At 63.4% G+C, this 25,160-nt stretch carries 21 protein-coding genes and 1 pseudogene; 10 read left to right on the top strand and 12 right to left on the bottom strand.

The genetic code is table 11. The features are described from left to right. The first annotated feature begins 103 nt into the window (after window positions 1-103). The 3 genes from gyrB (at window position 104) to MAFF_RS21245 (ending at window position 3,958) form a co-directional block, all read left to right on the top strand. Complete coding sequence (gyrB, locus tag MAFF_RS21250; protein WP_010913019.1) at window positions 104-2,575, top strand: DNA topoisomerase (ATP-hydrolyzing) subunit B; 2,472 nt, start codon at window positions 104-106, stop codon at window positions 2,573-2,575. Between the two features lie 189 nt (window positions 2,576-2,764). Then, complete coding sequence (locus MAFF_RS39170) at window positions 2,765-3,031, top strand: hypothetical protein (RefSeq protein WP_010913018.1); 267 nt, start codon at window positions 2,765-2,767, stop codon at window positions 3,029-3,031. Window positions 3,032-3,040: 9 nt separating this feature from the next. Further along, window positions 3,041-3,958, top strand: coding sequence for a membrane protein (locus MAFF_RS21245; protein ID WP_010913017.1), 918 nt, complete (start codon window positions 3,041-3,043; stop codon window positions 3,956-3,958). A 74-nt stretch (window positions 3,959-4,032) separates the two neighbouring features. Here the strand turns inward: MAFF_RS21245 and MAFF_RS21240 are convergent, their stop codons facing one another. The 4 genes from MAFF_RS21240 to MAFF_RS21225 all read right to left on the bottom strand — a co-directional run bounded on the left by MAFF_RS21240 (window position 4,033) and on the right by MAFF_RS21225 (window position 7,463). Next, window positions 4,033-5,430 carry an NAD(P)(+) transhydrogenase (Re/Si-specific) subunit beta gene (locus tag MAFF_RS21240; protein WP_010913016.1) on the bottom strand — a complete coding sequence of 466 codons (1,398 nt, stop codon included), beginning with the start codon at window positions 5,428-5,430 and terminating at the stop codon, window positions 4,033-4,035. A gap of 6 nt (window positions 5,431-5,436) precedes the next feature. After that, window positions 5,437-5,862, bottom strand: coding sequence for a proton-translocating transhydrogenase family protein (locus MAFF_RS21235; RefSeq protein WP_032932694.1), 426 nt, complete (start codon window positions 5,860-5,862; stop codon window positions 5,437-5,439). Continuing rightward, window positions 5,862-7,151: a Re/Si-specific NAD(P)(+) transhydrogenase subunit alpha gene (locus tag MAFF_RS21230; protein WP_010913014.1), complete on the bottom strand. Its 1,290-nt coding sequence runs from the start codon at window positions 7,149-7,151 to the stop codon at window positions 5,862-5,864. Before MAFF_RS21230 ends, MAFF_RS21235 begins: the two co-directional genes overlap by 1 nt. A gap of 87 nt (window positions 7,152-7,238) precedes the next feature. Beyond that, the gene (locus MAFF_RS21225; protein ID WP_032932689.1) at window positions 7,239-7,463 is read right to left on the bottom strand and encodes an aa3-type cytochrome c oxidase subunit IV; all 225 of its coding nucleotides are present in this window, start codon (window positions 7,461-7,463) and stop codon (window positions 7,239-7,241) included. Window positions 7,464-7,727: 264 nt separating this feature from the next. Here MAFF_RS21225 and MAFF_RS21220 point away from each other — a divergent pair, with 264 nt between their 5' ends. Continuing rightward, window positions 7,728-8,543, top strand: a complete 816-nt coding sequence (locus MAFF_RS21220) for an alpha/beta fold hydrolase (protein WP_010913012.1) — start codon at window positions 7,728-7,730, stop codon at window positions 8,541-8,543. 8 nt (window positions 8,544-8,551) lie between these two features. Here the strand turns inward: MAFF_RS21220 and MAFF_RS37120 are convergent, their stop codons facing one another. The 6 genes from MAFF_RS37120 to MAFF_RS21195 all read right to left on the bottom strand — a co-directional run bounded on the left by MAFF_RS37120 (window position 8,552) and on the right by MAFF_RS21195 (window position 17,245). Further along, window positions 8,552-8,701, bottom strand: a complete 150-nt coding sequence (locus MAFF_RS37120) for a DUF3096 domain-containing protein (protein ID WP_019862764.1) — start codon at window positions 8,699-8,701, stop codon at window positions 8,552-8,554. A 117-nt stretch (window positions 8,702-8,818) separates the two neighbouring features. After that, a complete protein-coding gene (locus MAFF_RS21215) occupies window positions 8,819-9,589 on the bottom strand; it encodes an N-acyl amino acid synthase FeeM domain-containing protein (protein WP_010913011.1) in 771 nt (256 codons plus the stop codon). 340 nt (window positions 9,590-9,929) lie between these two features. Continuing rightward, window positions 9,930-12,269 carry a putative bifunctional diguanylate cyclase/phosphodiesterase gene (locus tag MAFF_RS21210; protein ID WP_010913010.1) on the bottom strand — a complete coding sequence of 780 codons (2,340 nt, stop codon included), beginning with the start codon at window positions 12,267-12,269 and terminating at the stop codon, window positions 9,930-9,932. Window positions 12,270-12,411: 142 nt separating this feature from the next. Further along, window positions 12,412-15,891 (bottom strand): indolepyruvate ferredoxin oxidoreductase family protein, encoded by a 3,480-nt coding sequence (locus MAFF_RS21205; protein WP_010913009.1) that lies wholly within the window; start codon window positions 15,889-15,891, stop codon window positions 12,412-12,414. 216 nt (window positions 15,892-16,107) lie between these two features. Continuing rightward, window positions 16,108-16,653 (bottom strand): hypothetical protein, encoded by a 546-nt coding sequence (locus tag MAFF_RS21200; protein WP_010913008.1) that lies wholly within the window; start codon window positions 16,651-16,653, stop codon window positions 16,108-16,110. After that, window positions 16,634-17,245: a CGNR zinc finger domain-containing protein gene (locus tag MAFF_RS21195; protein WP_010913007.1), complete on the bottom strand. Its 612-nt coding sequence runs from the start codon at window positions 17,243-17,245 to the stop codon at window positions 16,634-16,636. Before MAFF_RS21195 ends, MAFF_RS21200 begins: the two co-directional genes overlap by 20 nt. Window positions 17,246-17,387: 142 nt before the next feature. Here MAFF_RS21195 and MAFF_RS21190 point away from each other — a divergent pair, with 142 nt between their 5' ends. The 5 genes and pseudogenes from MAFF_RS21190 (at window position 17,388) to MAFF_RS21170 (ending at window position 22,546) form a co-directional block, all read left to right on the top strand. Continuing rightward, window positions 17,388-18,293: a branched-chain amino acid ABC transporter permease gene (locus tag MAFF_RS21190; protein ID WP_010913006.1), complete on the top strand. Its 906-nt coding sequence runs from the start codon at window positions 17,388-17,390 to the stop codon at window positions 18,291-18,293. Between the two features lie 182 nt (window positions 18,294-18,475). Next, on the top strand, window positions 18,476-19,060 hold the full coding sequence (locus MAFF_RS21185) for a TRAP transporter small permease subunit (protein WP_010913005.1): 585 nt from the start codon (window positions 18,476-18,478) through the stop codon (window positions 19,058-19,060). Then, window positions 19,060-20,850, top strand: a complete 1,791-nt coding sequence (locus MAFF_RS21180; RefSeq protein ID WP_044548765.1) for a TRAP transporter large permease — start codon at window positions 19,060-19,062, stop codon at window positions 20,848-20,850. The genes MAFF_RS21185 and MAFF_RS21180 overlap by 1 nt, the downstream gene beginning before the upstream one ends. 13 nt (window positions 20,851-20,863) lie before the next feature. Further along, window positions 20,864-21,891: pseudogene (locus tag MAFF_RS21175) on the top strand (zinc-dependent alcohol dehydrogenase family protein). 280 nt (window positions 21,892-22,171) lie between these two features. Beyond that, entirely contained in the window at window positions 22,172-22,546 is a 375-nt protein-coding gene (locus MAFF_RS21170) for a VOC family protein (protein WP_010913002.1), read from the top strand. A gap of 59 nt (window positions 22,547-22,605) precedes the next feature. Here MAFF_RS21170 and MAFF_RS21165 read toward each other — a convergent pair whose 3' ends face one another. Continuing rightward, a complete protein-coding gene (locus MAFF_RS21165) occupies window positions 22,606-23,715 on the bottom strand; it encodes a TRAP transporter substrate-binding protein (RefSeq protein ID WP_010913001.1) in 1,110 nt (369 codons plus the stop codon). A gap of 262 nt (window positions 23,716-23,977) precedes the next feature. Between MAFF_RS21165 and MAFF_RS21160 the strand changes: the two genes are divergently transcribed. Then, complete coding sequence (locus MAFF_RS21160) at window positions 23,978-24,751, top strand: gamma-glutamyl-gamma-aminobutyrate hydrolase family protein (RefSeq protein ID WP_044548764.1); 774 nt, start codon at window positions 23,978-23,980, stop codon at window positions 24,749-24,751. Here the strand turns inward: MAFF_RS21160 and MAFF_RS21155 are convergent, their stop codons facing one another. Then, the gene (locus MAFF_RS21155) at window positions 24,752-25,150 is read right to left on the bottom strand and encodes a hypothetical protein (protein WP_044551120.1); all 399 of its coding nucleotides are present in this window, start codon (window positions 25,148-25,150) and stop codon (window positions 24,752-24,754) included. Window positions 25,151-25,160 lie beyond the last annotated feature (10 nt).

The raw sequence follows: 25,160 nt of genomic DNA, 5'->3' as shown, positions 1-25,160 counted from the left end.
TTGGAAAAACCGCCTTTAGCGCCTATATCTAACGCTATATCAGGCGCGCGATTCGGGGCTGATTTTTCGCGCCGTACAAGCGGCATCTAGACAATAGGTTTTCATGAGCGACCAGATCGAGAACACCAACGGCGCCGAAGCCGAATACGGCGCCGATTCCATTAAGGTTTTGAAGGGGTTGGACGCTGTCCGCAAACGCCCTGGCATGTATATCGGCGACACGGACGACGGTTCGGGCCTGCATCACATGGTCTACGAGGTGGTCGACAACGCCATCGACGAGGCCCTGGCAGGGCACGCCGACCTCGTCACGGTGACGCTCAACCCCGATGGTTCGGTGACGGTGATCGACAATGGCCGTGGCATTCCGACCGATATTCACACCGGCGAAGGCATTTCCGCGGCCGAAGTGATCATGACGCAGCTGCATGCCGGGGGCAAATTCGACCAGAACTCCTACAAGGTGTCGGGCGGCCTGCATGGCGTCGGCGTCTCGGTGGTCAACGCGCTTTCGGCCTGGCTGAAGCTCAAGATTCGCCGCAACGGCCAGATCTTCGAAATGAGCTTCACGCACGGCAATGCCGATGCGCCGTTGAGGGCGACCGGTAGCTACGAGCAGGACAAGCAGCCGGGCACCTATGAGGGCCGCAGCGGTAGCTCTATCACCTTCTTCCCGTCGGCCGAGACCTTCACCATGGTCGAATTCGACTTCGGCACGCTGGAGCACCGGCTGCGCGAGCTCGCCTTCCTCAATTCCGGCGTGCGCATCATTCTGACCGACGGCCGCCACGCCGACATCGTGCGGCATGAACTGCACTATGATGGCGGTCTCGAGGAGTTCGTCAAATATCTCGACCGGGTCAAGAAGCCGCTGATCGAGAAGCCGATCGCCATCAAGGCCGAGCGCGACGGCATCACTGTCGAAGTGGCGATGTGGTGGAACGACAGCTACCACGAGAACGTGCTGGCCTTCACCAACAACATCCCGCAGCGCGATGGCGGCACCCATCTGGCCGGTTTCCGTGGCGCGCTGACGCGCCAGATCACCGGCTATGGCGAGTCCTCGGGCCTGACCAAGAAGGAAAAGGTCTCGCTGATCGGCGACGATTGCCGCGAAGGGCTGACGGCGGTGCTGTCGGTCAAGGTTCCCGATCCGAAATTCTCCTCGCAGACCAAGGACAAGCTGGTTTCCTCCGAGGTCCGCCCGGTGGTCGAGGGGCTGGTCAACGAGGCGCTCGGCACCTGGCTGGAAGAGCATCCGACCGAAGGCAAGGTGGTCATCGACAAGGTGATCCAGGCCGCGGCGGCGCGCGAAGCCGCGCGCAAGGCGCGCGACATCACCCGCAAGAGCTCGCTCGGCGTCACGTCCTTGCCCGGCAAGCTGGCCGACTGCCAGGAGCGCGATCCGGCGAAATCCGAAATCTTCATCGTCGAGGGTGACTCGGCCGGCGGCTCGGCCAAGGGCGGCCGTTCGCGCCAGAACCAGGCCATCCTTCCCCTGCGCGGCAAAATCCTCAATGTCGAGCGGGCGCGTTTCGACCGCATGCTCGGCTCCGACATGATCGGCACGCTGATCACCGCGCTCGGCACCTCGATCGGCAAGGACGAGTTCAACGCCGACAAGCTGCGCTACCACAAGATCATCCTGATGACCGACGCCGACGTCGACGGCGCCCATATCAGAACCTTGCTGCTCACCTTCTTCTTCCGGCAGATGCCCGAGCTGATCGAGCGCGGCCATCTCTACATCGCTCAGCCGCCGCTCTACAAAGTGACGCGCGGCAAGAGCTCGCAATACATCAAGAATGAAAGCGCCTTCGAGGAGTTCCTGATCGAGTCCGGGCTGGAGGAAGCTTCGCTGACGCTGGGCTCGGGGGAAGTGCGGACCGGGCAGGATCTGCGCGGTGCGGTCGACGACGCGCTGGCTGTGCGCCAGCTTATCAACGGCCTGCACACGCGCTACAACAGAGGCGTGGTCGAACAAGCGTCGATCGCCGGTGGGCTCAACCCCGAAGTCTTCAGCGATCTTGGCCGTGCCAACGCCATGGCGGAGCGGATTGCACAGCGCCTCGACATCATCGCCGAGGACACCGAGCGCGGCTGGACCGGGCGCATGTCGACCTCGAATGACGGCAGCGGGGGCTATGTCTTCGAGCGCACCGTGCGCAGCGTCAAGGAATACGCCCATCTCGACATGGGGCTGATCAATTCGGCCGACGCCCGCCAGCTCGACCGCTACGCGCAGCGCCTCAGCGAGGTCTACGGGACGCCGCCGGTGCTGCGCCGCAAGGATGTGTCCGAAACCGTCTCGGGGCCGCTGGCGCTGCTCAACGCCGTCTTTGCGACAGGTCGCAAGGGGCTGACCATGCAGCGCTACAAGGGTCTCGGCGAGATGAATGCCGAGCAATTGTGGGAAACCACGCTGGACCCGAATGTGCGGTCGCTGCTGCAGGTCAAGGTCAACGATGCGACCGATGCCGACAGCCTGTTCTCGCGGCTGATGGGCGACGAGGTCGAGCCACGGCGCGAATTCATCCAGGACAACGCGCTGTCGGTCGCCAATCTGGATATTTGATGCATGTTGCCCAAAACTGCGCAGCGGTTTTGGGCGAACAATATGCACAAGAACACGCACCTAAGCGCGTGGCTGAATCCGTTTCGACGCGACGCGCTTTAAGGCCGTAGCGCTGTGCTGAGGAAGCTTGCTAGCAGCGCGGCGTTGAGACGCTAGTGAAACGCGGCCCGGTCAAAGCCGGATGCGTCGATGCAAATTTCGGAAGCGGTGGCACGCCGTCGAAGCCCCAGATTTCCGCTTTTGCCCGACACGAGGTGCGGAGCGGAGCTCCGAATTGTTCCATCGCCGGCAAACAAAATCATTTTATTGCCCGCCGGAACGGAAGGCCTCTCGGGACATTGTGCCAACATCGATCACAATTTCTCACAGGAGGCTTTCATGGGACGTGGCATTTTGCTCTGGTTGCTCGGTATTCCGATCCCGATCATCATCCTCATCATGCTGTTCGTACGGTAGGGGGCGCAGATGCAGCCCACCGTATCGGCTATCGACCTGTCCGCGTCAGAAGAGTCCTCCGCAACAGCCGTCAGCTGGGGACCGATCATCGCCGGCGCCTTCGCGGCCTCGACGCTGACTTTCATCCTCATGTTGCTCGGCTCCGGTCTTGGGCTCACCATGGTCTCACCATGGTCGGGCTCCGGCGCGTCGATCACCACCTTCGCGGCGTCGACCGCGATCTGGCTGGTCGTCGTGCAGTGGCTGTCCTCCGGCGTCGGCGGCTACCTTGCCGGGCGCTTGCGCACCAAATGGGTCGGCATCCACACCGATGAGGTTTATTTCCGCGACACGGCTCACGGCTTTCTTGCTTGGGCATTGGCCACGTTGCTTGTCGTCGGAGTCCTCGGCTCGGCGCTTTCCGCAGTGCTTGGCTCGGGCGTGCAGGCCGTGTCCGCGGCGGCGTCGGGAGCGGCCATGGGAGCATCTGCTGGTGCCGCCGGCAACGCCGGCAATGCGTCGGCCAACAACGCGACCTCCTATCTGGTGGATTCGCTGTTTCGTCCCGCCGATCCGAGCAAGCTGGCTGCTGCCACTCCGGATGGCGATGCCGCCGCTGTAGGCCAGGCCTCGCGTATCCTCATTGCTAGCGCCGCGGCGGGCGAGATTTCGGCCGACGACAAGACCTATCTGGCGCAACTGGTCGCCGCCCGCACCGGCCTTTCCGAGGCCGACGCCAAGGCGCGTGTCGATGCAATGGTTGCCAAGGTCGAGGACGCCAAGGTCAAGGCCAAGCAGGCGGCCGATAGCGCCAGGAAGGCCAGCGCGACCTTTGCGCTGCTCGGCGCCTTGTCGCTGGTCATCGGCGCCTTCATCTCCAGTGCCGCGGCCGCCCTCGGCGGCCGGCAGCGCGACGAAGAGGAAGCGGTCTTCCTGACCAGCCGCTGAGCCTAGGCTTGCGTCAAAAATGAAAGAGCCCGGCCCCTGGGCCGGGCTCTTTGCTATTTCCGCCTATGGCCGGATCAGTGATCCATGGCCTTGACGATTTCCTCTGTCATCTTCTTGGCGTCGCCGAGCAGCATCATGGTGCCGTCCTTGTAGAACAGCGTGTTGTCGATGCCGGCATAGCCGGAGCCGAGCGAGCGCTTGACGAACAGGCAGGTGCGCGCCTTGTCGACGTCGAGGATCGGCATGCCATAGATGGGGCTGCTCTTATCGTCCCGCGCGGACGGGTTGGTGACGTCGTTGGCGCCGATGACATAGGCGACATCGGCCTGCGCGAACTCCGAATTGATGTCCTCGAGCTCGAACACTTCGTCATAGGGCACGTTGGCTTCGGCCAAGAGCACGTTCATATGGCCGGGCATGCGGCCGGCGACCGGGTGGATGGCGTATTTCACGTCGACGCCGTTGGCCTTGAGCTTGTCGGCCATTTCGCGCAGCGCATGCTGCGCCTGGGCGACCGCCATGCCGTAGCCTGGCACGATGATGACCTTCTGCGCGTTCATCATCAGATAGGCGGCATCATCTGCCGAACCCTGCTTGACTGTGCGCTCGATGCCGTCGTCGGCCGCAGCCGCCGTCTCACCGCCGAAGCCGCCAAGGATGACCGAGATGAACGAGCGGTTCATGCCCTTGCACATGATGTAGGACAGGATCGCGCCGGACGAGCCGACCAGCGCGCCGGTGATGATCAGCGCCAGATTGCCGAGCGTGAAGCCAAGCGCGGCCGCTGCCCAGCCCGAATAGGAGTTGAGCATCGAGACGACGACCGGCATGTCGGCGCCGCCGATCGGGATGATCAAGAGGACGCCGAGCACCAGAGAGGCGGCGACGATCAGCCAGAAGACCAGCTTCGATTCCGTGGTGACCAGCAGCACGATCAGCACGATGAGCGCGACGCCCAGGGCGGCGTTGATGAAATGACGGCCGCCGAGCATGATCGGCTTGCCGGACATGCGGCCATCGAGCTTCAAGAAGGCGATGACCGAGCCGGTGAAGGTGATGGCGCCGATGGCAACGCCGAGGCTCATCTCGATCAGCGCCTGGGCATGGATGTCGCCCGCCGTGCCGATGCCGAAGCTTTCCGGCGCGTAGATGGCGGCTGCCGCCACCATGACGGCGGCAAGGCCGACCAGCGAATGGAAGGCGGCAACCAGCTGCGGCATCGAGGTCATGGCGATGCGGCGCGCGGTGACGGCACCGACGCCGCCGCCAATGGCAAGGCCGAGCACGATGAGGCCAAAGCGGCCCGCGGACGGGGTTGCCAGCGCCAGCGTGGTGGCAATGGCGATGCCCATGCCGATCATGCCGTAGAGATTGCCCTGGCGGCTGGTGGTCGGATGCGACAGGCCGCGCAGCGCCATGATGAACAGGACGCCGGAGACGAGATAGAGGAAGGACGCGAAGTTGGCGTTCATGGCGCTCTACTTGTCCTTCTTCTTGTACATTGCCAGCATGCGCTGGGTGACGAGGAAGCCGCCGAAGATGTTGACCGAGACCAGCATCAGCGCGACGAAGCCAAAGCCGGCGGCAACACCGGAAGCGGCGATGCCGACGGCGAGCAGCGCGCCGACGACGATGACCGACGAGATGGCGTTGGTGACGGCCATCAGCGGCGTGTGCAACGCAGGGGTCACCGACCAAACGACATAGTAGCCGACGAAGATCGCCAGCACGAAGATGGCGAAGCGGAAGACGAAGGGATCGATGGCGCCGCCGGACAGAGCGTGGGCGGCATCACCCGCCGCCTCGGCGCCACCTGGAGCATTGGCCAGGTTCTGCACCGCAAGCCTGACGGCGGCGGAGGCCTGGTCGAGCTGGTCGAGGGCTTTCTGCAGGGACTGATCCATCACGCTGTGCCTTTCGACTTGGGCGAGGACGACTTGGGCGAGGACGATTTGGACGCGGCTGTCTTCTTTGGCGCGGGCTTTTTGGGCGCAGCCGAAGCATCGGCGACCATGGTTGTGGCCGGGATCGCCGCGGGTTCGACATGAGGCTGCTGGTCGGCCTTGGCGAAGGCCGGATGAACCACCTTGCCGCCGTCGGTCAGCATGGTGGCCTTGACCAGTTCGTCATCGCGCTTGATGGCCAGCGTCTTGGTGGTCTTGTCGACCAGCGTCTCGAGGAAAGCGAACAGGTTCTTGGCGTAGAGCAGCGAGGCGGATGCGGCGACGCGGCCGGGCACGTTGAGGTGGCCGACGATCTTTACGCCATTGGCCGTGGTCACCACCCGACCCGGCTGAGCACCTTCGACATTGCCGCCACGTTCGACGGCGAGGTCGACGAGCACCGAGCCCGGCTTCATCGAGGCGACCATCGCCGCCGACACCAGCGTCGGCGCCGGCCGGCCGGGGATCAGCGCCGTGGTGATGACGATGTCCTGCTTGGCGATGTGCTCGGCGGTGAGTGCCGCCTGCTTGGCCTGGTATTCCTTGGACATTTCCTTGGCGTAGCCGCCAGCCGTTTCGGCGGCCTTGAACTCCTCGTCCTCGACGGCCAGGAACTTTGCGCCGAGCGAGGCGACCTGTTCCTTGGCGGCGGGGCGCACGTCGGTGGCGGTGACAACGGCACCAAGGCGGCGCGCCGTGGCGATCGCTTGCAGGCCGGCGACGCCGACACCCATGATGAAGATTTTCGCCGCTGGCACCGTGCCGGCCGCCGTCATCATCATCGGCAAGGCACGATCATATTCCGAGGCACCGTCAATGACCGCCTGATAGCCGGCAAGATTTGCCTGGCTGGACAGCACGTCCATCGATTGCGCGCGGGTAATGCGCGGCATGAATTCCATCGAGAAGGCAGTGACACCGGCCTTTGCCAGCGCCGCAACGGCGGCATCGTTGCCGTAGGGATCCATGATGGCGATCACGGCAGCGCCGGATTTATAGCTCTTCAGCTCGGCTTCCGTAGGCCGGCGGACCTTCAGCACGACATCGGCCTTACCGACATCCGCGGCCTTGCTGATGACGGCACCTGCCTTGGCGAACTCCTCGTCGGGGATGCGCGACCTCGTGCCGGCGCCGGTTTCGACAATCACGTCGAAGCCCAGCCCTGCCAGCCGCTTGACCGTATCGGGCGAGGCCGCGACGCGCGGCTCGTTCGCGTCAAGCTCACGAGGGATGAAAACCGTCTGTCCCACCGCATGATCCTTTCGGCTGGAACCTGTTTGCGCAAAGTGTCGGCCGGAATATCCGGCGAGGTCAATGGCAACTGGGTTTTGGAAGGTCTATCGCAGAATGAAGGCGCCGACGGCCATGATCAGGGCGAACAGGACAAGTGCCGAGAAGAAACCGCCCGCGAAGAAGCCGAAAGCCATCGCGATGAGCAGCGCGCCGCAGAAAAGCGATCCATATTTGGCCAGAGCGAGAAAGCCCGCATAGGTGCGGTCATGCTCGGCATAGTCCATCTTCGCGCCCAGTTCGACAGGACCGGTCGGCGAGTGATCAGCCATAGGAATACCCCTTCGAAGACATCTTTCAGGCACATAGCGAAAAGCCGGGCCGAGAGCAATGGCGCTATTGCCGCATTGGGACCGACAACTGCCTCAAGGGAAAATTGAAACTGCTGGCCAATCCCTTGCATGATAGAGCCCGGCCATCGCCGGTCGTCAGCGACAGGAGTGAATCCCGTTGAACCTAGTGTCAGAATTTGGCGGTTCTGGACGTGGTCGCGAGGGACTATCGTCGCGGGACGAACCGCCGGCCGATGAAGCACCATGATCACACCCACACAGACATTTGACTGGAACGGCACGACCATCGCATGGGGGACCACCGGTTCGGGCCCGCCAATCGTACTCGTGCATGGAACGCCGTTCTCCTCGCATGTCTGGCATCGCGTCGCACCGGAACTGGCGCGTGGCCATACGCTGTATTTCTACGATCTTCCCGGATATGGGCGATCCGACAAGCGGGAAGGTCAGGACGTTTCGCTCGGCATCCAGAACAAGGCGCTGGCGGCGATGCTGGCCTTCTGGAAGCTCGACCGACCCCAAATCATCGCCCATGATTTCGGCGGCGCCACGGCGTTACGCGCGCATCTGATCGACGGCTGCGACTACGACAGGCTGCTGCTGATCGACCCGGTGGCGGTGCGCCCCTGGGGCTCGCCCTTTGTCCGGCATGTGCGTCAGCACGAGGCCGCTTTCGCCGGCTTGCCGGACTACATACAAGCGGCGATTCTGAAAGCGTATGTTTCGGGCGCAGCGACCAGGCCTTTGTCGGACAGCGATCTGGAACCTTACATCGCACCATGGACCGGCTCCGTTGGCCAGCCGGCTTTCTACCGGCAGATCGCCCAAATGGATCAACGCTTTACCGATGAGGTCGAACCGCTCTACGGCCAATTGCGCTGCCCCGTCACCTTGCTGTGGGGAGAGGAAGACCGCTGGATACCGCCGCAAAGCGGCCAAAAGCTCGCGGCCATGCTGCCGGGTTGCGCCTTGACCCTCGTCCCCGGCTCCGGCCACCTCATGCAGGAAGATAGACCCGAAGCGATCGTCGCCGCAGCGTTGCGTTTCTTTGCCGGCTGAAGGTTTATTTACCCGGCGAGGTGCGGAAAAAGTCCGAGCAGTCCAACGACGATCAGATAGAGCGCGACGATGTAGTTCAGCAGCCGTGGCATGATCAGGATCAGCACGCCGGCGATCAGCGAGATGAGCGGCGTGAGCGCGAGCTGGGAAATATGCATGTCGGGGTCCTTCTGGCATATCCGCTGGGAAGACAAACATGGAGCGGCGGCGTTCCGCCGTCATCAGAACGCGGATCTAGCCGGAAAGCTCCAGACGCCTTGCAAAAAACGAGGGCTTCAGGCGGCGTCGCGATAATATTTCGCTGTCGGCACGATGGACAAGGGCGTCAGCCGATTGATGGCCGGATTGCCGAACATCAGCCGCTGTTCCATCGGCGTCGACCTGAAGAATGGGAACCGTTCGAGCGTCAGGCGCATATTTTCGCCGGCAGGGATTTCGAACAGGGCGATCCGAGTCAGAACGCCCGGGAATTCCTTGGCCTCGGTCCTCTGTACGGCGTTGAAATAACGGGAATAGAAATTGGAATGCTCGACCTTGACCGGAGTCAGCACCGAGTTCTGACCGAAATAGAGCGAGGCCACCATGGCAAGCCTGAGTGTCAGGAACGGCAGCACTCCGGGGGCCGGCGCGGCATCAGGATCGGTTGCGAACCGGGTTCCGTCGATAAAGGTTTCTCCGCGGGCAAGCCGCTCGATCAGTATTTCGGGATAGGCATCGACGGAGGGCGAATTGGGGTGCTCGCGAGAAATGTAATGGAAGCGGATCGTGCTGACCAATTCGCCATAGCAATAGACGCCGAACCGGTAGGAATTGGGCAGATTGTCCCAGCGATCTTCGAACATCCCGGCGGCGATCGGGCCGCACATGCCCGAACGCAGGTAGGATTTATAGCGAAGCCGGTAAATCGCCTCCAAATCCTCGCCTCCGGTGATGAGGCGATAGTCGACATGCTCCAGCAATTGCATCATCGATCGGTTCAGCACCGAATCCCCGGCTGCCCTGACCGCGCCAGACGTATTCCTTGCAGCCGCAGCAGCATCCATCATCTGTCCTCGAAATTCCGCCTTCGAATACGCTAGTCGAGTCAAAATGAGACACAAGCAGAAACTTGGATGCTGTTGATTTACCTTATGTTAACCTTAACGGCCGCACGCACCGCTGAGTCTTGGCGAGCAACACGCCTGGGACCGACTTGGTTCATGGCCTCCGAGACATCGCGCCTCGACAAACAGGCAGATTTCAGCGGCTGAGTTCAATCCATTCGCGAGCGAGTTCCGAAAGGACCCTTTTCAGCAGCATTGCGTGAAAGCAAAATCGCGGCGGGACGATGAGGAGGCGGATGAGTTCGATATCAAAGGCCGTGCTTGAATCGAAAAACGTCGGGAATTAAGCGCCCTGCGAAATCACGGAGCTAATGACTGTCCGTTTGCCGGCACGACGCAGGTCGGCTGCAAATGGCCAAGTGACATTCGACATCGTCTCGATACCCGACGCACTGAGCGCGGCACCGAACAGGAAGCCTTGCACGAGATCCGGTTTGACCTGCAAGGCCAGGATCTTGAGCTGTTCGAAGGTCTCGACGCCTTCGACGGTCACGGAAAGCCCCAGTGGCCGTGACAGATTGACGATGCCCTTGAGCAGTTCCAGCGAACGCGCGTTCTGGGTGACGTCCATCAGGAACGAGCGGTCGATCTTGATCTTGTCGAGCGGCAGTTTGTGGAGGTAGCTCAGGCTCGAATAGCCGGTGCCGAAATCGTCGAGCGCGATGCGAACACCGATCTGCTTGAGCTCCTCGATATACTGGCGCGTCAGCGACTTGTCGTCGAGCAGCGCCGTTTCGGTGACCTCGATCTCCAGCCGGCCGGCGGCGAGGCCGGAACTCGCCAGCGCATCGCGAACCTTCTGGATGACATCGCGGCTGCGGAAATCCTTGGCCGAGAGGTTGACCGAGACGCTTGTCTGATCGGGCCATTTGGCGCATTCGGTGCAGGCTGCCTGCAGCACGAAAGTGCTGATCTCGGAAATGATGCCCATTTCCTCGGCCAGCGGAATGAAGATGCTTGGCGAAATCGGTCCAAGGTCGGGATGATCCCAGCGGCACAGCGCCTCGCAGCTGGCGATGCGCATGGTGTTCATCGCCACGATCGGCTGGTAGACGACCCGCAGGCTCTTGCTTTCCACGGCGCTGCGCAGATCCGCCTTCATCAGCTGCCGGTTGCGGAACGCGGCGTCCATTGCCGCCTCGAACAGCCGCCAGCCGTTCTTGCCAAGCTCCTTGGCCTTGTAAAGCGCCAGATCCGCCTTGACGATCATGGCGTCGACATCGCTGTCCCTGACCCGCGCCAATACCGCGCCGCCACTGGTCTGGATGCGCAGCCCATGGCCGGCGACGTCCACCTCGCCCTGCAATGCCGCGAAGATCTCGTCGGTCTGCGTGGTCAGATGGCTCTCATCCTCGATGCGGTCGAAGAAGACCATGAATTCGTCGCCGCCGAAACGGCTGACGGTGATGCCTTGTCCGGCAACGGCGGCAAGACGCTCGGCGACCGCGTAGATCAACCCGTCGCCGATCGGATGGCCGAGCGTATCGTTGACGCTCTTGAAATCGTCGAGGTCGAGCACGGCCAGGCCGCAGAAACGGTCGCGATCGCCTGACGCCATCGCCTCACCGACCAGTTCGTGGAAATAGGCGCGATTGGGCAGGCCGGTGAGATTGTCGTAACGCGCCATGAAGCGGATCTTGTCTTCAGCCTCGACGCGCGCCGTCACGTCCTCGAAGGTGATGACGCCGAGTTCCTGGCTGCCTTCGCGGGCCGAGAATTCATAATGCTGGCCATTGGCCAGCGATACCAGGACCTTGCGGTCGCGCCCCTCGCGCAAGGCCCGCGTCAGCTGGGCCTCGATGTAGCGGCAGTCCTTCGGCGCCAGCATGCCGCCGGCGACTCCGCGCATCAAAAGACCATGGATCGACCGCCCGAGCAGCGCATTCGCGGATTTGAGCGACATCAGATGGGCAGCTTCGGCATTGGCCACCGCCACCCGGCCGTCGGGACCGAGCATGACAAGGCCGTGCGACATGGTGTTGAGGGCGCGGTCGAACCTTAACGCGAGCTTCCTCGCTTCCTTGTGGCCGATAACGGCCGAGAAAAGCACGTTGCGGACGTGGTCGGCGCTGTTGATGGTGATGAAAGTCAACGGGATGATCATCAAGCCGAGAACGACCGAGGGGACATCCATGCGCAGCAAGAGTGCCAGTGCCGCCGGACCAATGAAGGTCACGGAAAAGATCCGCACCATGAGCGGCGAGCCATAGTTGCGGCCAACGACCGTCACCAAGGTGGCGATGGCCAGCGACGTCGCGGCCAGTTCGGCGAAGGGATCGGGATAGACATAGATCGATATGAAGCACAGCGCGCCCAGGCCGAGGCCCTGCAGGCTGCCCTTCAGGATATAGGTGCGCTCCCACCGCCGCGCCTCTTCAACATTGGCTATTACGCCGCCCGCCTTCCGGAACCCGCGAATGCCGGAGTAGCGGAAAAGGCTGATGGACAGCAGACCAAAAGAAAAACCCAGGAACAATGGGTTGTGCATACGCAAGTAGATCATGAATCCGAGGATCCAGTAGCATACGCCGCCGATTACCAGCATGTGGGCGTTGTCGAACAACGACCGCACAAACTGGATATAAACATCCGCCGGGATGTTCTCAGTTTTTGTTCTGCCCATATTGTCGGCCCAACGCTAAGCCTTGTCATGTCACACCCGCCTTAAGAAAGGCTTAGAACAGGGACTTCGACTGAGGTGCCAAGGGCCCGCAAATGCAGGACAGAGCAGGAAAATCAAGCTTCAGGTAAACAAGGCGTATCCATCACTCGGCGGCCTGGAGTTCCGTCTGCGTCGGCGTACTCGACAGGCGCTCGAGCAGTCTTTGACGCTCGCCCGCGGCCTTTTCAGCGCTGGCCTGGCGGACATGGCCATAACCACGGATGAGCGCCGGGACCGAAACGAGAGCGACCGCCGCGTCGGCCTTGCCTGGCGCCAGCGAGTTGGCGACGAGCTCAAGATCGCCCTCATATTGCGCCAAAAGCTGCCGTTCCATGCGTCGTTCGGCGGTATAGCCGAACAGGTCGAAAGCGGTGCCGCGCAAGCCTTTCAGCGCCGCCAGCAGGCGGAAACCCTTCATCATCCAGGGACCGAAGCTCGACTTCCTCGGTGTGCCGTCATTGCCGCGACGGCCCATGATCGGCGGCGCGAGATGGAATTCGAGTTTTTCATAGCTCTGGAACTGCTTGCCTAACTCCGCGGCGAAGGAGCCGTCGGTGTAGAGTCGTGCTACCTCGTACTCGTCCTTGATCGCCATCAGCTTGAACAGGTTCCTGGCCGCCGCCTCGGTCACGGCGGTCGAGCCGGGCACGGCCCTGGTCTCGGCAGCGCGCAGCAGCGTCAGCCTGTCGGCATAGCGCTTGCCATAGGCGGCGTTCTGGTAGGCGGTCAGGAAGGCGACACGGCGGGCAATGATCTCGTCCAGCGTCTGCGCGACCGGGGCGGTCTCTCCTGCCCTGCCCGGCTGGGCGACGAGGCCGCGCACGAAATCCGGCTGGTGCGCTGCGCGGCGGCCCCAGCGGAAGGCGGCGATGTTCATGGCCACCGCTTCGCCATTGAGCTCGATCGCCCTCTCGACAGCCTCGGCCGACAGCGGCAGGCCGCCATGCTGGAAGGCAAAGCCGAGCATGAACATGTTGGCGCCGAGCGAATTGCCGAACAGTGCGGTGGCGGTGCGGGTGGCGTCGAAGAAATGCGCCTTGTCGTCGCCGGCGGCGGCGCGGATCGCCTTCTTCAGGCGTTCGATCGGCAAGGAGAAATCCGCCGAGCGGGCAAACTCGCCGGGCATGATCTCGGCGGTGTTGGCGAGGAAGATCGTATGCCCCTCGCGCACCGCCGTCAGCACCTTCTTGGCGCCCGACACAACGAGGTCGCAGCCAAGCACGAGGTCGGCCTTGCCCGCAGAGACGCGGATGGCATGGATGTCGTCCGGCGTGCGGGCGATGCGGACATGGGTGAACACCGAGCCGCCCTTCTGGGCGAGGCCGGCCATGTCGATCATGCCGCAGCCCTTGTCCTCGAGATGGGCCGCCATGCCGAGCACGGCGCCGACGGTGACGACGCCGGTGCCGCCGACGCCGTCGATGATCGCTGCCCAGCCCTCGGCGCCCAGCGGGAATTCGGCCGGTGTCGGCACACCGTCAAGCGGATCGGTCTTGCCGGCAAGGCCCTCGGCCTTGCGGATCTTGGCGCCGTGGACGGTGACGAAGGACGGGCAGAAGCCGTTGACGCAGGAAAAGTCCTTGTTGCAGCTCGACTGGTCTATTCTGCGCTTGCGGCCGAATTCGGTCTCGACCGGCTGGATCGAGACGCAGTTCGACTGCACGCCGCAATCGCCGCAGCCTTCGCAGATCAACTCGTTGATGAAGACGCGCTTGTCGGGATCGGGAAAGGTGCCGCGCTTGCGGCGCCGGCGCTTTTCGGCCGCGCAGGTCTGGTCGTAGAGCAGGATCGACACGCCCTTGACGTCGCGCAGCTCGCGCTGGACGAGATCGAGGTCGTCGCGGTGGTGGATGGTGGCGCCGGCCGGGAAGTCGGCCTTGCCGGCGTATTTGTCCGGCTCGTCGGTGACGATGGCGATGCGGTCGACGCCCTCGGCCCGCACCTGCCTGGCGATCATGTCCACCGTCAGGCCGCCCTCATGCGGCTGGCCGCCGGTCATGGCCACGGCATCGTTGTAGAGGATCTTGTAGGTGATGTTGGCTTCGCTCGACAAAGCGAAGCGGATCGCCAGCGTGCCGGAATGGTTGTAGGTGCCGTCGCCGAGATTCTGGAAGATGTGGCCGCGCTTCGAGAACGGCGCCTGGCCGACCCATTGCGCGCCCTCGCCGCCCATGGCGGTGAAGCCCAGCGTGTTGCGATCCATCCAAAGCGCCATGAAATGGCAGCCGATGCCGGCCGCGGCGATCGAGCCGTCCGGAACTTTGGTCGAGGAATTGTGCGGACAGCCCGAACAGAAGAAGGGCGTGCGCGAACCGATGTCGGTGGCGTCCGCCAGCATCGCCTGGAACTGGCGCAGCTTGCCCACCCGCGCCGAGATCTCCTCCGAGGGGCCGATGGTCTTGACGATCCTCTCGCCAAGGGCAATGGCGATCTCGTTGGGATCAAGCGCACCCTTGGCGGGGAACAGCCAGTCGCCGCGCTCGTCCTTCTTGCCGACGATAACCGGCTGCGAGGCGGTGCCGTAGAGGCTTTCGCGCAGCTGCACCTCGATCAGCGACCGCTTCTCCTCGACGACGACGATGGTGTCGAGGCCGCGGGCAAATTCGGCGATGTGTTGCAGGTCGAGCGGCCACGGGCAGCCGACCTTGAACAGCCTGATGCCAATGCGGTTGGCGGCGGCTTCGTCGATGCCGATATCCTCCAGCGCCTGGCGGACATCGAGATAGCTCTTGCCCAGCGTGATGATGCCGAGCTTGGGATTGCGGCCGCCCGAATAGACGATGCGGTTCAGCCCGTTGGCATGGATGAAGGCGGAGGCCGCGGCACGCTTGTATTCGTGCAGCCGCTCCTCCTGCCCGAGCATGTCGATCTCATGGCGGATGTTGAGGCCGCCCGGCGGCATGTCGAACTCCGGCACGACGATGTTCAATCGCTCGAGCGAGGCATCGACCGAGGCCGTCGATTCGATGTTGTCCTTGACGCATTTGATCGCCGCCCAGGTGCCGGCGAAACGCGACATGGCAAAGCCGTACAGACCGTAGTCGATGATCTCCTGGACACCGGCCGGATTGAGGATCGGCACCATGGTATCGACGAAGAGGAATTCGGTGGCGTGCGCATTGGTCGAGGATTCGGCCATATGGTCGTCGCCCATCAGCGCAAGCACGCCGCCATGCTTCGACGATCCGGCAAGATTGGCATGGCGGAACACGTCGCCGGAACGATCGACGCCCGGCCCCTTGCCGTACCAGACGGAAAAGACACCGTCATGGGTGCCTTCGCCCAGCAATTCCGTCTGCTGCGATCCCCAGCAGGCGGTGGCGGCAAGCTCCTCGTTGAGGCCTGGCTGGAAGACGATGTCGGCCCCGGCGAGCTGCTTCTTCGCCTTCCACAGCTGCATGTCGAGGCCGCCGAGCGGCGAGCCGCGATAGCCGGAGACGAAGCCGGCGGTGTTCAGGCCAGCGCGGCGGTCGCGCTCGCGCTGCATCAGGAGCATGCGGATGACCGCCTGCGCGCCGGACAGGAAGATGCGCTCCTTCCCGAGGTCGAACTTGTCGTCGAGCGCGACATCATGCAGCGTCATCAGGCATTTCCTGTGCGAAGGCCGCGCGGGGGCAGGCAGCCAACGTCGGGGTCGGATGACGCATCCTTTCTCCCCTTGCAAGTGAGGTCAAACAAAATCGCAGGGGCCAGGCAACGCGCGACAAACAGTTCGGCAGCGGGAGACGGCGCATGAAACCGCGCGCCGACGGGCGACTGGCCACGAAAACTCCGCTGGAATCGATGCCGTCGGACGGTGTCAGCCGGCTTTCGAGCAGTCCGGCTTCGGCTCGCCCGGCAGCTTGCCGTCGGGATGGCCGGCGAGATCGGGGTTGGGCGTATAGAGCTGGTCCATGACCAGCGGCCGGTCGGGCAGGATCGACTGGTCTTCCGTCGACATCAGCGTGGTGTCGATCTTCTGCAGGACCGTGCCGTCGGCGCCCTTGATGCTGATGGCGATGGCATAGGGCTTGTTCTTGACGATGCAGGTCAGCGCCGGGCTCTCCAGGCTGACCTTGTCGAGCTTCGGCCAGACCTTCTGCTCGACCACCAAGGGCGCACCGCCGGCGGGATTCTGGAAGCTGGCAACAGCCACCTGGCCCTCGCCCATCGGCTGCAAGGGCCGCAACGTCACGACATAGGTCGCCCTCGCGAGACGGTAGTTGAAGACGAATATCTTGCCGGAAACCTCGAACAGCTTGCCCTCGCCGCCGGTGTCGCGGCAGGCGCCGAGCGCCGCGGCGGCAATCAGCATGGCGCCGGCAACGAGCGCGGGCGAAAATCCTCTAGGCATCCTTGACCTCATGGGCCGCCATGCGGCGGCGGCGATAGTGACGACTGGCCTTCTGCCGGTTGCCGCACACCGCCATGTCGCACCAAAGCCGGCTGGAATTGCGGCTTCTGTCGACGAACAGCCAGGTGCAGTTGGGGCAGATCCTGAGCCGCGCGACCGTGTCGTCGCGCAGCAGTGAAAGGGCCGAGACCGCCAGCGCCGCCTCGAAGGGGATTGGCACCAGGGGATCGCCGAACGGCCTTCCCGGCGCGCCGACCTCGGTGCGGCTGCGGGCAAGGCCCTCGGCACAGGCGCGCAGGAAATCGGGCAGGTCGGCGGTGGCGACCGCGCCCTTCGACACCGCGCCGCGAAACAGCCGGTCGGTCGTCTCGCGGATCGACAGCACGACGGGCGCGATTGCCGTCGGTGAAGACACCGTCAACCGCCTGTCCCCAAGCTCGGCGGCGCGAAAACCGCTGGCCGCGTCGGCGAAGCGGGCGATTTCGGCCGGATCGTCGAAACGGTCGAACGTGCGATCCGGATCGCCGCGCAGCACGACGGTGTTCGCCGTATCGAGCGCAAGCAGGCCGCCGGTGAAGCGGTGCGGGGTCCAGGCAACTGTCATGTCGCAAAATCTAACCGATAAATCGCATTTGACAAGTTAGATTCGGCGATGCAAACCTCCGCTGCGCACGGTATCGTCGCCTTTGTCTTGAGCATTCCGTCGTCCAAAACCGTTGTCGGCGAGATGCTTCTGGTGTTTGAGCATGCTCTATTTCTTCCAGCAGGTGCTGAACGGGCTGCATTCCGGCGCGCTCTATGCGTTGCTCGCCTTCGGCTACGTGCTGATCAACGGCATCCTGCACCGCACCAACCTCGCCTATGGCGCGCTGTTCGCCTTCAGCGGACAGGCAATGATCCTGAGCGTCGCCTTCGGCTACCAGGTGCTGTGGCTGACGCTGCTGGTGTCGGTGCTGTTCGGCGTGGTCGCGGCATTCCTTTATGCCGCGCTGATCAGCCATGTCCTGTCGCGCAGCGTCTTCGAACCGTTGGCCGACCGCTCGCCCAACGCCATCGTGGTGACGACGCTGGGCATCCTGATCGTGCTGTCGGAAGCAAGTCGCATCGCGGCCGACACGCATGATCTGTGGCTGCCGCCAATGCTGGCACAGCCCATCGTTTTCGCCGAAGGCGCCGGCTTCAAGGCGACGCTGACGCTGATCCAGGTGCTCGACTGCGCGGTGGTGCTGGCGGCGGTCGCACTCGCCACCTCAGCGTTTGCCCGCTCCAGCTTCGGCCGGCGCTGGCGCGCCGTGTCCGACGACCCGCGCGCCGCCGCCCTGTGCGGCGTCGACGTGCGCGGCGTGTTCCGCCATGCCGTGCTGCTCGGCGGCTTTTGCGCCGCGCTGGCCGGCGTCATGGCCAGCCTCTACTACGGCAATGTCAGCTTCGGTTCCGGCCTCGTCTATGGCCTGAAGATCCTGTTCGTGACGGCGGTCGGCGGCTATCTCTCGCCGCCACGGGCAGCGCTTGGCGCGGCCGCCTTCGGCATGGCCGAATCACTGTGGGCCGGTTATTTCCCGATCGAATGGCGCGATGCGTGGATGTATCTGTTCCTGGTGGCCATGCTGATCCTCATCGGCGCCGGTCGCGACACCGGCAAGGTCGTCTGAACCATCAGACTTTGGTTGCATGACGCCGGGGCAGACCGCCCTTGTCCGGCTCCGCCCTCCATCCGATCCTGTTTTGCTGCTCCCATGCGTGTTGACCCGTCCGGCCACGCACGGCATACCGTTGGGCCACGCGGCGTGACGGCAGGGGGAACCGGCACGCCTCCGCTACAAGGGAGGACTGCATGCAAGGGCCGCTCGCTCTGTCACGAGGCATCGACCGCCTCAACGAATTCATCGGCAAATCGGTAGCCTGGCTGATCCTGCTGGCGATCCTGGTGAGCGCGGCCAACGCCGTCATCCGCAAGATCTTCGACATTTCGTCGAATGCCTGGCTGGAGCTGCAATGGTATTTGTTCGGCGCCGCCTTCATGCTGGCCGCCGCCTATACGCTGAAGCAGAACGAGCATATCCGCATCGACATCGTCTACGGCCTGTTTTCCCGCCGCGTACAGCACTGGATCGACCTTCTCGGCCATCTCCTGTTCCTGATGCCGTTCGTGACGCTGATGGTCATCTATTTCGTGCCCTACGTGTCGCTGTCGTTCCGCAGCGGCGAGATGTCCAACAATTCCGGTGGTCTCATCATCTGGCCGGCCAAGGCCATCCTGCTGGTCGGTTTTTTCCTGCTCGCGCTGCAGGGCATCTCCGAAATCATCAAGAAGATCGCCATCATGCGCGGCGACATGGACGACCCCAATCCGTTCATATCGGCACATGAGCAAGCCGAACTCGAAGCCAAGGCATTGGCCGACGAGGTGCGCTCATGATGGAATTCATCGCCCAGAACATGGCGCCGATCATGTTCGCCTCGCTGATCATCTTCCTGCTGATTGGCTACCCCGTGGCCTTCTCGCTGGCCGCCAACGGCTTGATGTTTTTCTTCATCGGCGTGCTCCTCTCGCCCTATTCTGGTGGATCGATCAATCTCGCCTGGCCGCTTCTGCACGCACTGCCGGATAATTTCTACGGCTCGAGGGTGATGTCGAACGACACGCTACTGGCCATTCCGTTCTTCACCTTCATGGGCATCGTGCTCGAACGATCAGGGATGGCCGAGGATCTGCTCGACACGATCGGCCAGTTGTTCGGACCGATCCGCGGCGGCCTCGCCTACGCGGTGATCTTCGTCGGCGCGCTGCTGGCGGCGACCACCGGCGTGGTCGCGGCATCCGTCATCGCCATGGGTCTGATCTCGCTGCCGATCATGCTGCGCTACGGCTATGACCGCCGGCTGGCTGCCGGTGTCATCGCGGCATCCGGCACGCTGGCCCAGATCATCCCGCCATCGCTGGTGCTGATCGTGCTTGCCGACCAGCTCGGCCGCTCGGTCGGCGACATGTACGCCGGCGCACTGATCCCGGGGCTGGTGCTGACCGGCCTCTACGCGCTCTACATCCTCATCATGTCGATCGTTCGGCCGAAATCGGTGCCGGCGCTGCCACTCGAGGCACGCACGCTCGGTCACGGTGTCCTGTCGCTGCTGGTGGCGCTGGTGGTGGCGGTGGCCATCTCCTATGCCGCGTATCGCTATCTCGCGCCAGCTCATGGCGACAATGCCGACATTCTCGGTGCCACCGTGGGGGTGCTCTTCATCTACATCGTGGCAATTGCCGACAAACGCCTGAACTTCAACATGATGTCCAGGCTGGCGCAGCAGGTGGTCATCGTGCTGATCCCGCCGCTGGCACTGATCTTCCTGGTGCTTGGCACCATCTTCCTCGGCATCGCCACCCCGACCGAGGGCGGCGCCATGGGCTCTGTCGGCGCGTTGATCATGGCGGCGGCAAAGGGCCGGCTGTCGCTGGACGTGATCAAGCAGGCACTGACCTCGACGACACGGCTGTCGTCCTTCGTGCTGTTCATCCTGATCGGCGCGCGCGTGTTCTCGCTCACCTTCTACGGCGTCAACGGCCACATCTGGGTCGAACACCTTTTGATCTCGCTGCCGGGCGGCGAAGTCGGCTTCCTGATCGGCGTCAACATCCTCGTCTTCTTCCTGGCCTTCTTCCTCGACTTCTTCGAACTGGCCTTCATCATCGTGCCACTGCTGGCGCCGGCCGCCGACAAGCTCGGCATCGACCTGATCTGGTTCGGCGTGCTGCTGGGCGTCAACATGCAGACCAGCTTCATGCATCCGCCCTTCGGCTTCGCACTGTTCTACCTGCGTTCGGTCGCCGCGCGCGTGCCCTATCTCGACCGCCTTACCGGCAAGCAGATCGCGCCCGTGACGACCGGCCAGATCTATTGGGGCGCGGTGCCCTTCGTGCTGATCCAGGTGGTGATGATCGGGCTGACGATCTCCTTCCCGCAAATGGTGATGCGCTACAAGAGCACGGTGATCGATCCGGGCACAATCGACTACAAGGTGCCGGAGGTGCCCGGCCTGTCGCCGCTCGGCGTGCCACCGGCAAACGGCACGGCTCCGGCCAATGGCGGCAGCGCACCGGCCGCGCCCGGCACGCCGGATCTGTCGCAACCGCCGAGTTTCGGCGAGACGCCTCCCGCCAAGCCGGCGGCACCGGCCCCGGACCTTTCGCAGCCGCCGAGCTTCAATTGATGGGGACAGCGCCATGAAAGCGGTGCGGCTGGAGGCAGTTGGCAGCATTGCGTTGCGGGAAGTCGGCAAACCTGCCCCCGGCCCGGACGAGCTTCTGGTACGGATCGAGGCCTGCGGCGTTTGCGGAACCGACCGGCATCTTTTCCATGGCGAATTCCCTGCCGGCCGCCGGTGACGCCCGGACATGAATTTTCGGGCATCGTCGAGGCAATCGGCAAGGCCGTCTCCGGCTTTGCCGTCGGCGATCGTGTTACCGGGGATCCCAACATCGCCTGCGGACGGTGCCCGCATTGCCATGCCGGCCGGGTCAATCTCTGCCGCAATCTCAACGCCATCGGCATCCATCGCGACGGCGGCTTTGCCGAGTATGTCGTGCTGCCGCAGAAACAGGCTTTCATCCTGCCGGCCGATCTGCCGCCGACGCATGGCGCCTTCTGCGAACCGCTCGGCTGCTGCCTGCATGGCGTGGACCTTGCGCAGATCAAGCCTGGCAGTTCGGTGGTCGTGCTGGGCGGCGGCGTGATCGGCCTGCTGACGGTGCAACTGGCGAAACTGGCCGGAGCCACCACCATCATCCTGTCGACAAGGCAGGCTTCTCGGCGGGTGCTTGCCGAGGAACTCGGCGCGACAGCGACGGTCGATCCTACCGCCGGCGATGTCATCGATGCCATCGCGGGATCCGAGGGCTTGATGCCCGGCGGCGCCGACGTGGTGTTCGAATGCGCTGGCGTGCGCGACACCGTCGAACAATCGATGCGGCTGGCAAGGGCCGGCGGCACCGTCGTCATCGTCGGCGTGACGCCGCAAGGCATGAAGGCGGAATTCGAGCCCTTCGACCTGCTGTTTCGGGAATTGAAGGTGGTCGGCTCGTTCCTCAACCCCTACACGCACCGCCGCGCGGCCGAGCTCATCGCTTCGGGTGCGATCGAGATCGATCGGCTGATCTCCAGGCAGGTGCCGCTCGAAGAGGCGGCCGATGTGATCGCCAATCCGCCAGCGCCCGGCGAGGTCAAGGTGCTGGTGGTGCCGCGACAGGGTTGAGCCAAAGGCCAGTCGCGCCAGACCGGCTTGCCGTTACGCCGCCGATCGGTTATCGAGCCAGCGCCGAAAAAGACATGACCGGTTCGGTAGTCCGGTCTCTTCCGTTCCTGGACGGAGGCCTGTTCGCCGCATGAACATGCGGGAGAACCCGCGGCCGGCAAGCGAGGCGAAAGCTCGTGGGCCGGTTGGGTCATGTCCGAATTTCCTGATGCTACGGTCCCACCGGTTCTCGGTCTGCAGCCAAGCCTGTCCGCGTTTCAACCGCAACAGGACAAAGACCATGAAACTGAACCATCTCAACCTCGTCACATCGGAAGTCGCGGCTCTTGCCGGCTTCTTCACCAGCCATTTCGGCTTCGAAACGGTCGCCATGCGCGGCAAGGATGCCTTCGCAATCCTGCGCGGAGCCGATGGCTTTGCCCTCAACCTGATGATGCCGGGCAAGGGACAATCCGCCGCTTACCCAGACGGCTCTCACATCGGCTTTTTCGTCGACAGCCCAGACCCTGTGCACGCCAAGCAGGCCGAATTGACGGAAGCAGGCTTCGCGCCGGGCGAGGTTGAGGACCTGACGCGCGGCGGCTTCAAGTCAACGACCTTCTACTGCATGGCGCCGGGCGGAATACTGGTCGAGGTCGGTTCCTCACGGACCTGAAAAAGAGAGACCCCGGGCGTGTCGCCCGGGGTCTTTTGAACGAATGCGATGGGACTGTTTTACAGCTTGCCGTTGCGCTGCTGCACCATCATGAAGGTGTCGTAGTTGTACTCGGCCACCTGCGCCCAGAGATAGTGCTCCTTGCGGAAGCCCTTGATCGATTCCCAGATCCTCTTGAACGGCGCATTCGAGGCCTCCATTTCGGCATAGACCTCGTTGGCCTTTTCGAAGCAGGCGGCCATGATCTCCTGGCTGAACGGACGCAGTTTGGCGCCACCGGCGACCAGCCGCTTCACCGCCGCCGGGTTCACATAGTCGTATTTCTGCAGCATGTCGGCGTCGGCGGCTTGCGCGGCGGTGCGCAGCAGCGACTTGTAGGCCGGCGACAGCTCGTCGTATTTCGCCTTGTTGAACATCAAATGCACCGTCGGGCCGCCTTCCCACCAGCCGGGATAGTAGTAATAGGGCGCGACCTTGTAGAAGCCGAGCTTCTCGTCGTCATAGGGGCCGACCCATTCGGCGGCGTCGATCGTGCCTTTTTCAAGCGCCGGGTAGATGTCGCCGCCGGCGATCTGCTGCGGCACGACGCCGAGCTTCTGCACCACCTTGCCGGCGAAGCCGCCGATGCGCATCTTGAGGCCCGCGAGGTCGGCGACCGTGTTGATTTCCTTGCGGAACCAGCCACCCATCTGCACGCCTGTATTGCCGCCCGGCAGGCCGAAGAGACCTTGCGTGGCGAGGAACTCATTGAACAGGTCGATGCCGCCGCCATGATAGTGCCAGGCATTCATGCCGCGCGCGTTGAGCGAAAAGGGAACCGCCGCGCCGAGCGCCCATGTCGGGTCCTTGCCCCAGTAATAATATGCGACCGTGTGGCAGGCTTCGACCGTGCCGGCCGTGGTGGCGTCGGCGGCCTGCAGGCCCGGCACGAGTTCGCCAGCGGCAAAGACCTGGATCTGGAAATTACCGTCGGTGGCTTCCGACAGCATCTTGGAGAACACCTCGGCGCCGCCATAGATGGTGTCGAGCGACTTCGGGAAGGACGACGCCAGTCGCCATGTCACCTTGGGGTTGGACTGGGCGATTGCCGGGGCCGCAAGCGTTGCCGCCGCCGCGGCGGCGCCGACGCCGGTCACGCCGGCCTTGCGAATGAATGAACGACGATCCATGCAGTTCCTCCCTTTTGAATCAACAGACCGACATCCGGGAAATCCTCGGGCTCCCGCATCGGTTGGCCGAAACAATACACAGCCGAGAAGTCTAGTCCAGCGCGGCAGCCTGATTTGGTGACCAAGCCATGCGGCCCTGCAACTATAGTCTAACAGGGAATTTCGTGGCCCATGCGACACTGAAACTTGGCATGGAAAAATCTCTGGGGATCGCCTATTTTGCAGGCAGGACATCCCTTGCCAGATGGAAAACAGACCCAAAATGCACCAGCCGCTCGTCGCCATATCAACCGACGTCCGTCAGTTCGATAACTACACCTGGCATGCCGCCCCGCAGCAATATCTGGAAGCGGCGGTTGCCGGTGCCGGCGTGTTCCCCCTGCTGGTGCCGTCGTTCGGCGACAGGCTCGACCTCGATGAACTCCTGTCCTCGGTCGATGGCGTCATGGTCACCGGTTCGAAATCCAACGTGCACCCCTCGCTCTACGGTGGCGATGCCAGCGAGGCCAATGGTCCCTACGATCCGGCGCGTGACGCCACCACGCTGCCGCTGATCCGCCGGGCGATCGAGCGCGGCGTGCCGCTGCTTGCCATTTGCCGTGGTATCCAGGAGTTGAACGTGGCGCTCGGCGGCACGCTGGGCACCGAGATCCAGGAACGCGAAGGCTCGCTCGACCACCGCGCGCCGGTCAGCGACAAGCAGGATGAGCGCTTCGCCATCCATCAGACCATTTCGATCAAGCCCGGCAGCTGCCTGGCCGGTGTGTTCGGCGCCGGCGAGATCAAGGTCAATTCACTGCACCGCCAGGCGATCGACCGGCTCGGGTCGAAGCTCGAGATCGAGGCTGTCGCCACGGACGGCACGGTCGAAGCGGTTTCGGTCAAGGGAGCCCGCGCCTTCGCCGTCGGAGTCCAGTGGCATCCGGAGTACTGGGTCAACTCGGACAGCAACTCGGCCAAGATTTTTCGCGCCTTCGGCGATGCGGTGCGCTTGCACGCCGCCGCGAAGGCCGGTGCGCGGGCCGCGGCGGAGTAATCAGTCGCCGGTCCTGCGGTCGCCCGCCAGCGACAGCAGGGGCGTGGCGGGCGCATAGGATTCGTAGCCGTCGCCATCTGCAACCGAGAAAGTGACAATCGGGTCGATGCCGTTGGCGCTGAAGGCGACAGTGCCGTCATTCTGTTCGCGCCAGAATTTTGCCCGTTCTATGCCAGGCATCAGACGACGGCATGTCGGAGCAACAGTAAGCAGGGACAGCCCATCCGAAATTTCGGCCCCCCGGCTCACCGCGCAGGCCCCCTCATCGCCATTGGCGACCAGCCTGTAGGTGTCGGTCGGCGTGACCTCTTCGGCGACGCTTTTCCCATTGCCGTCATGAAATAGCTGAGCGCCGCCAAACAAGGCGGCGATTGCGATCAGTGCGGAAAGCGTTTTCATCATTCTTCAT

Source organism: Mesorhizobium japonicum MAFF 303099 (genome assembly GCF_000009625.1).
In the GTDB taxonomy this organism is placed as follows: domain Bacteria; phylum Pseudomonadota; class Alphaproteobacteria; order Rhizobiales; family Rhizobiaceae; genus Mesorhizobium; species Mesorhizobium japonicum.
The sequence above is the reverse complement of the archived record's forward strand: the minus strand, read 5'-3'. Positions and strand labels throughout refer to the sequence as shown.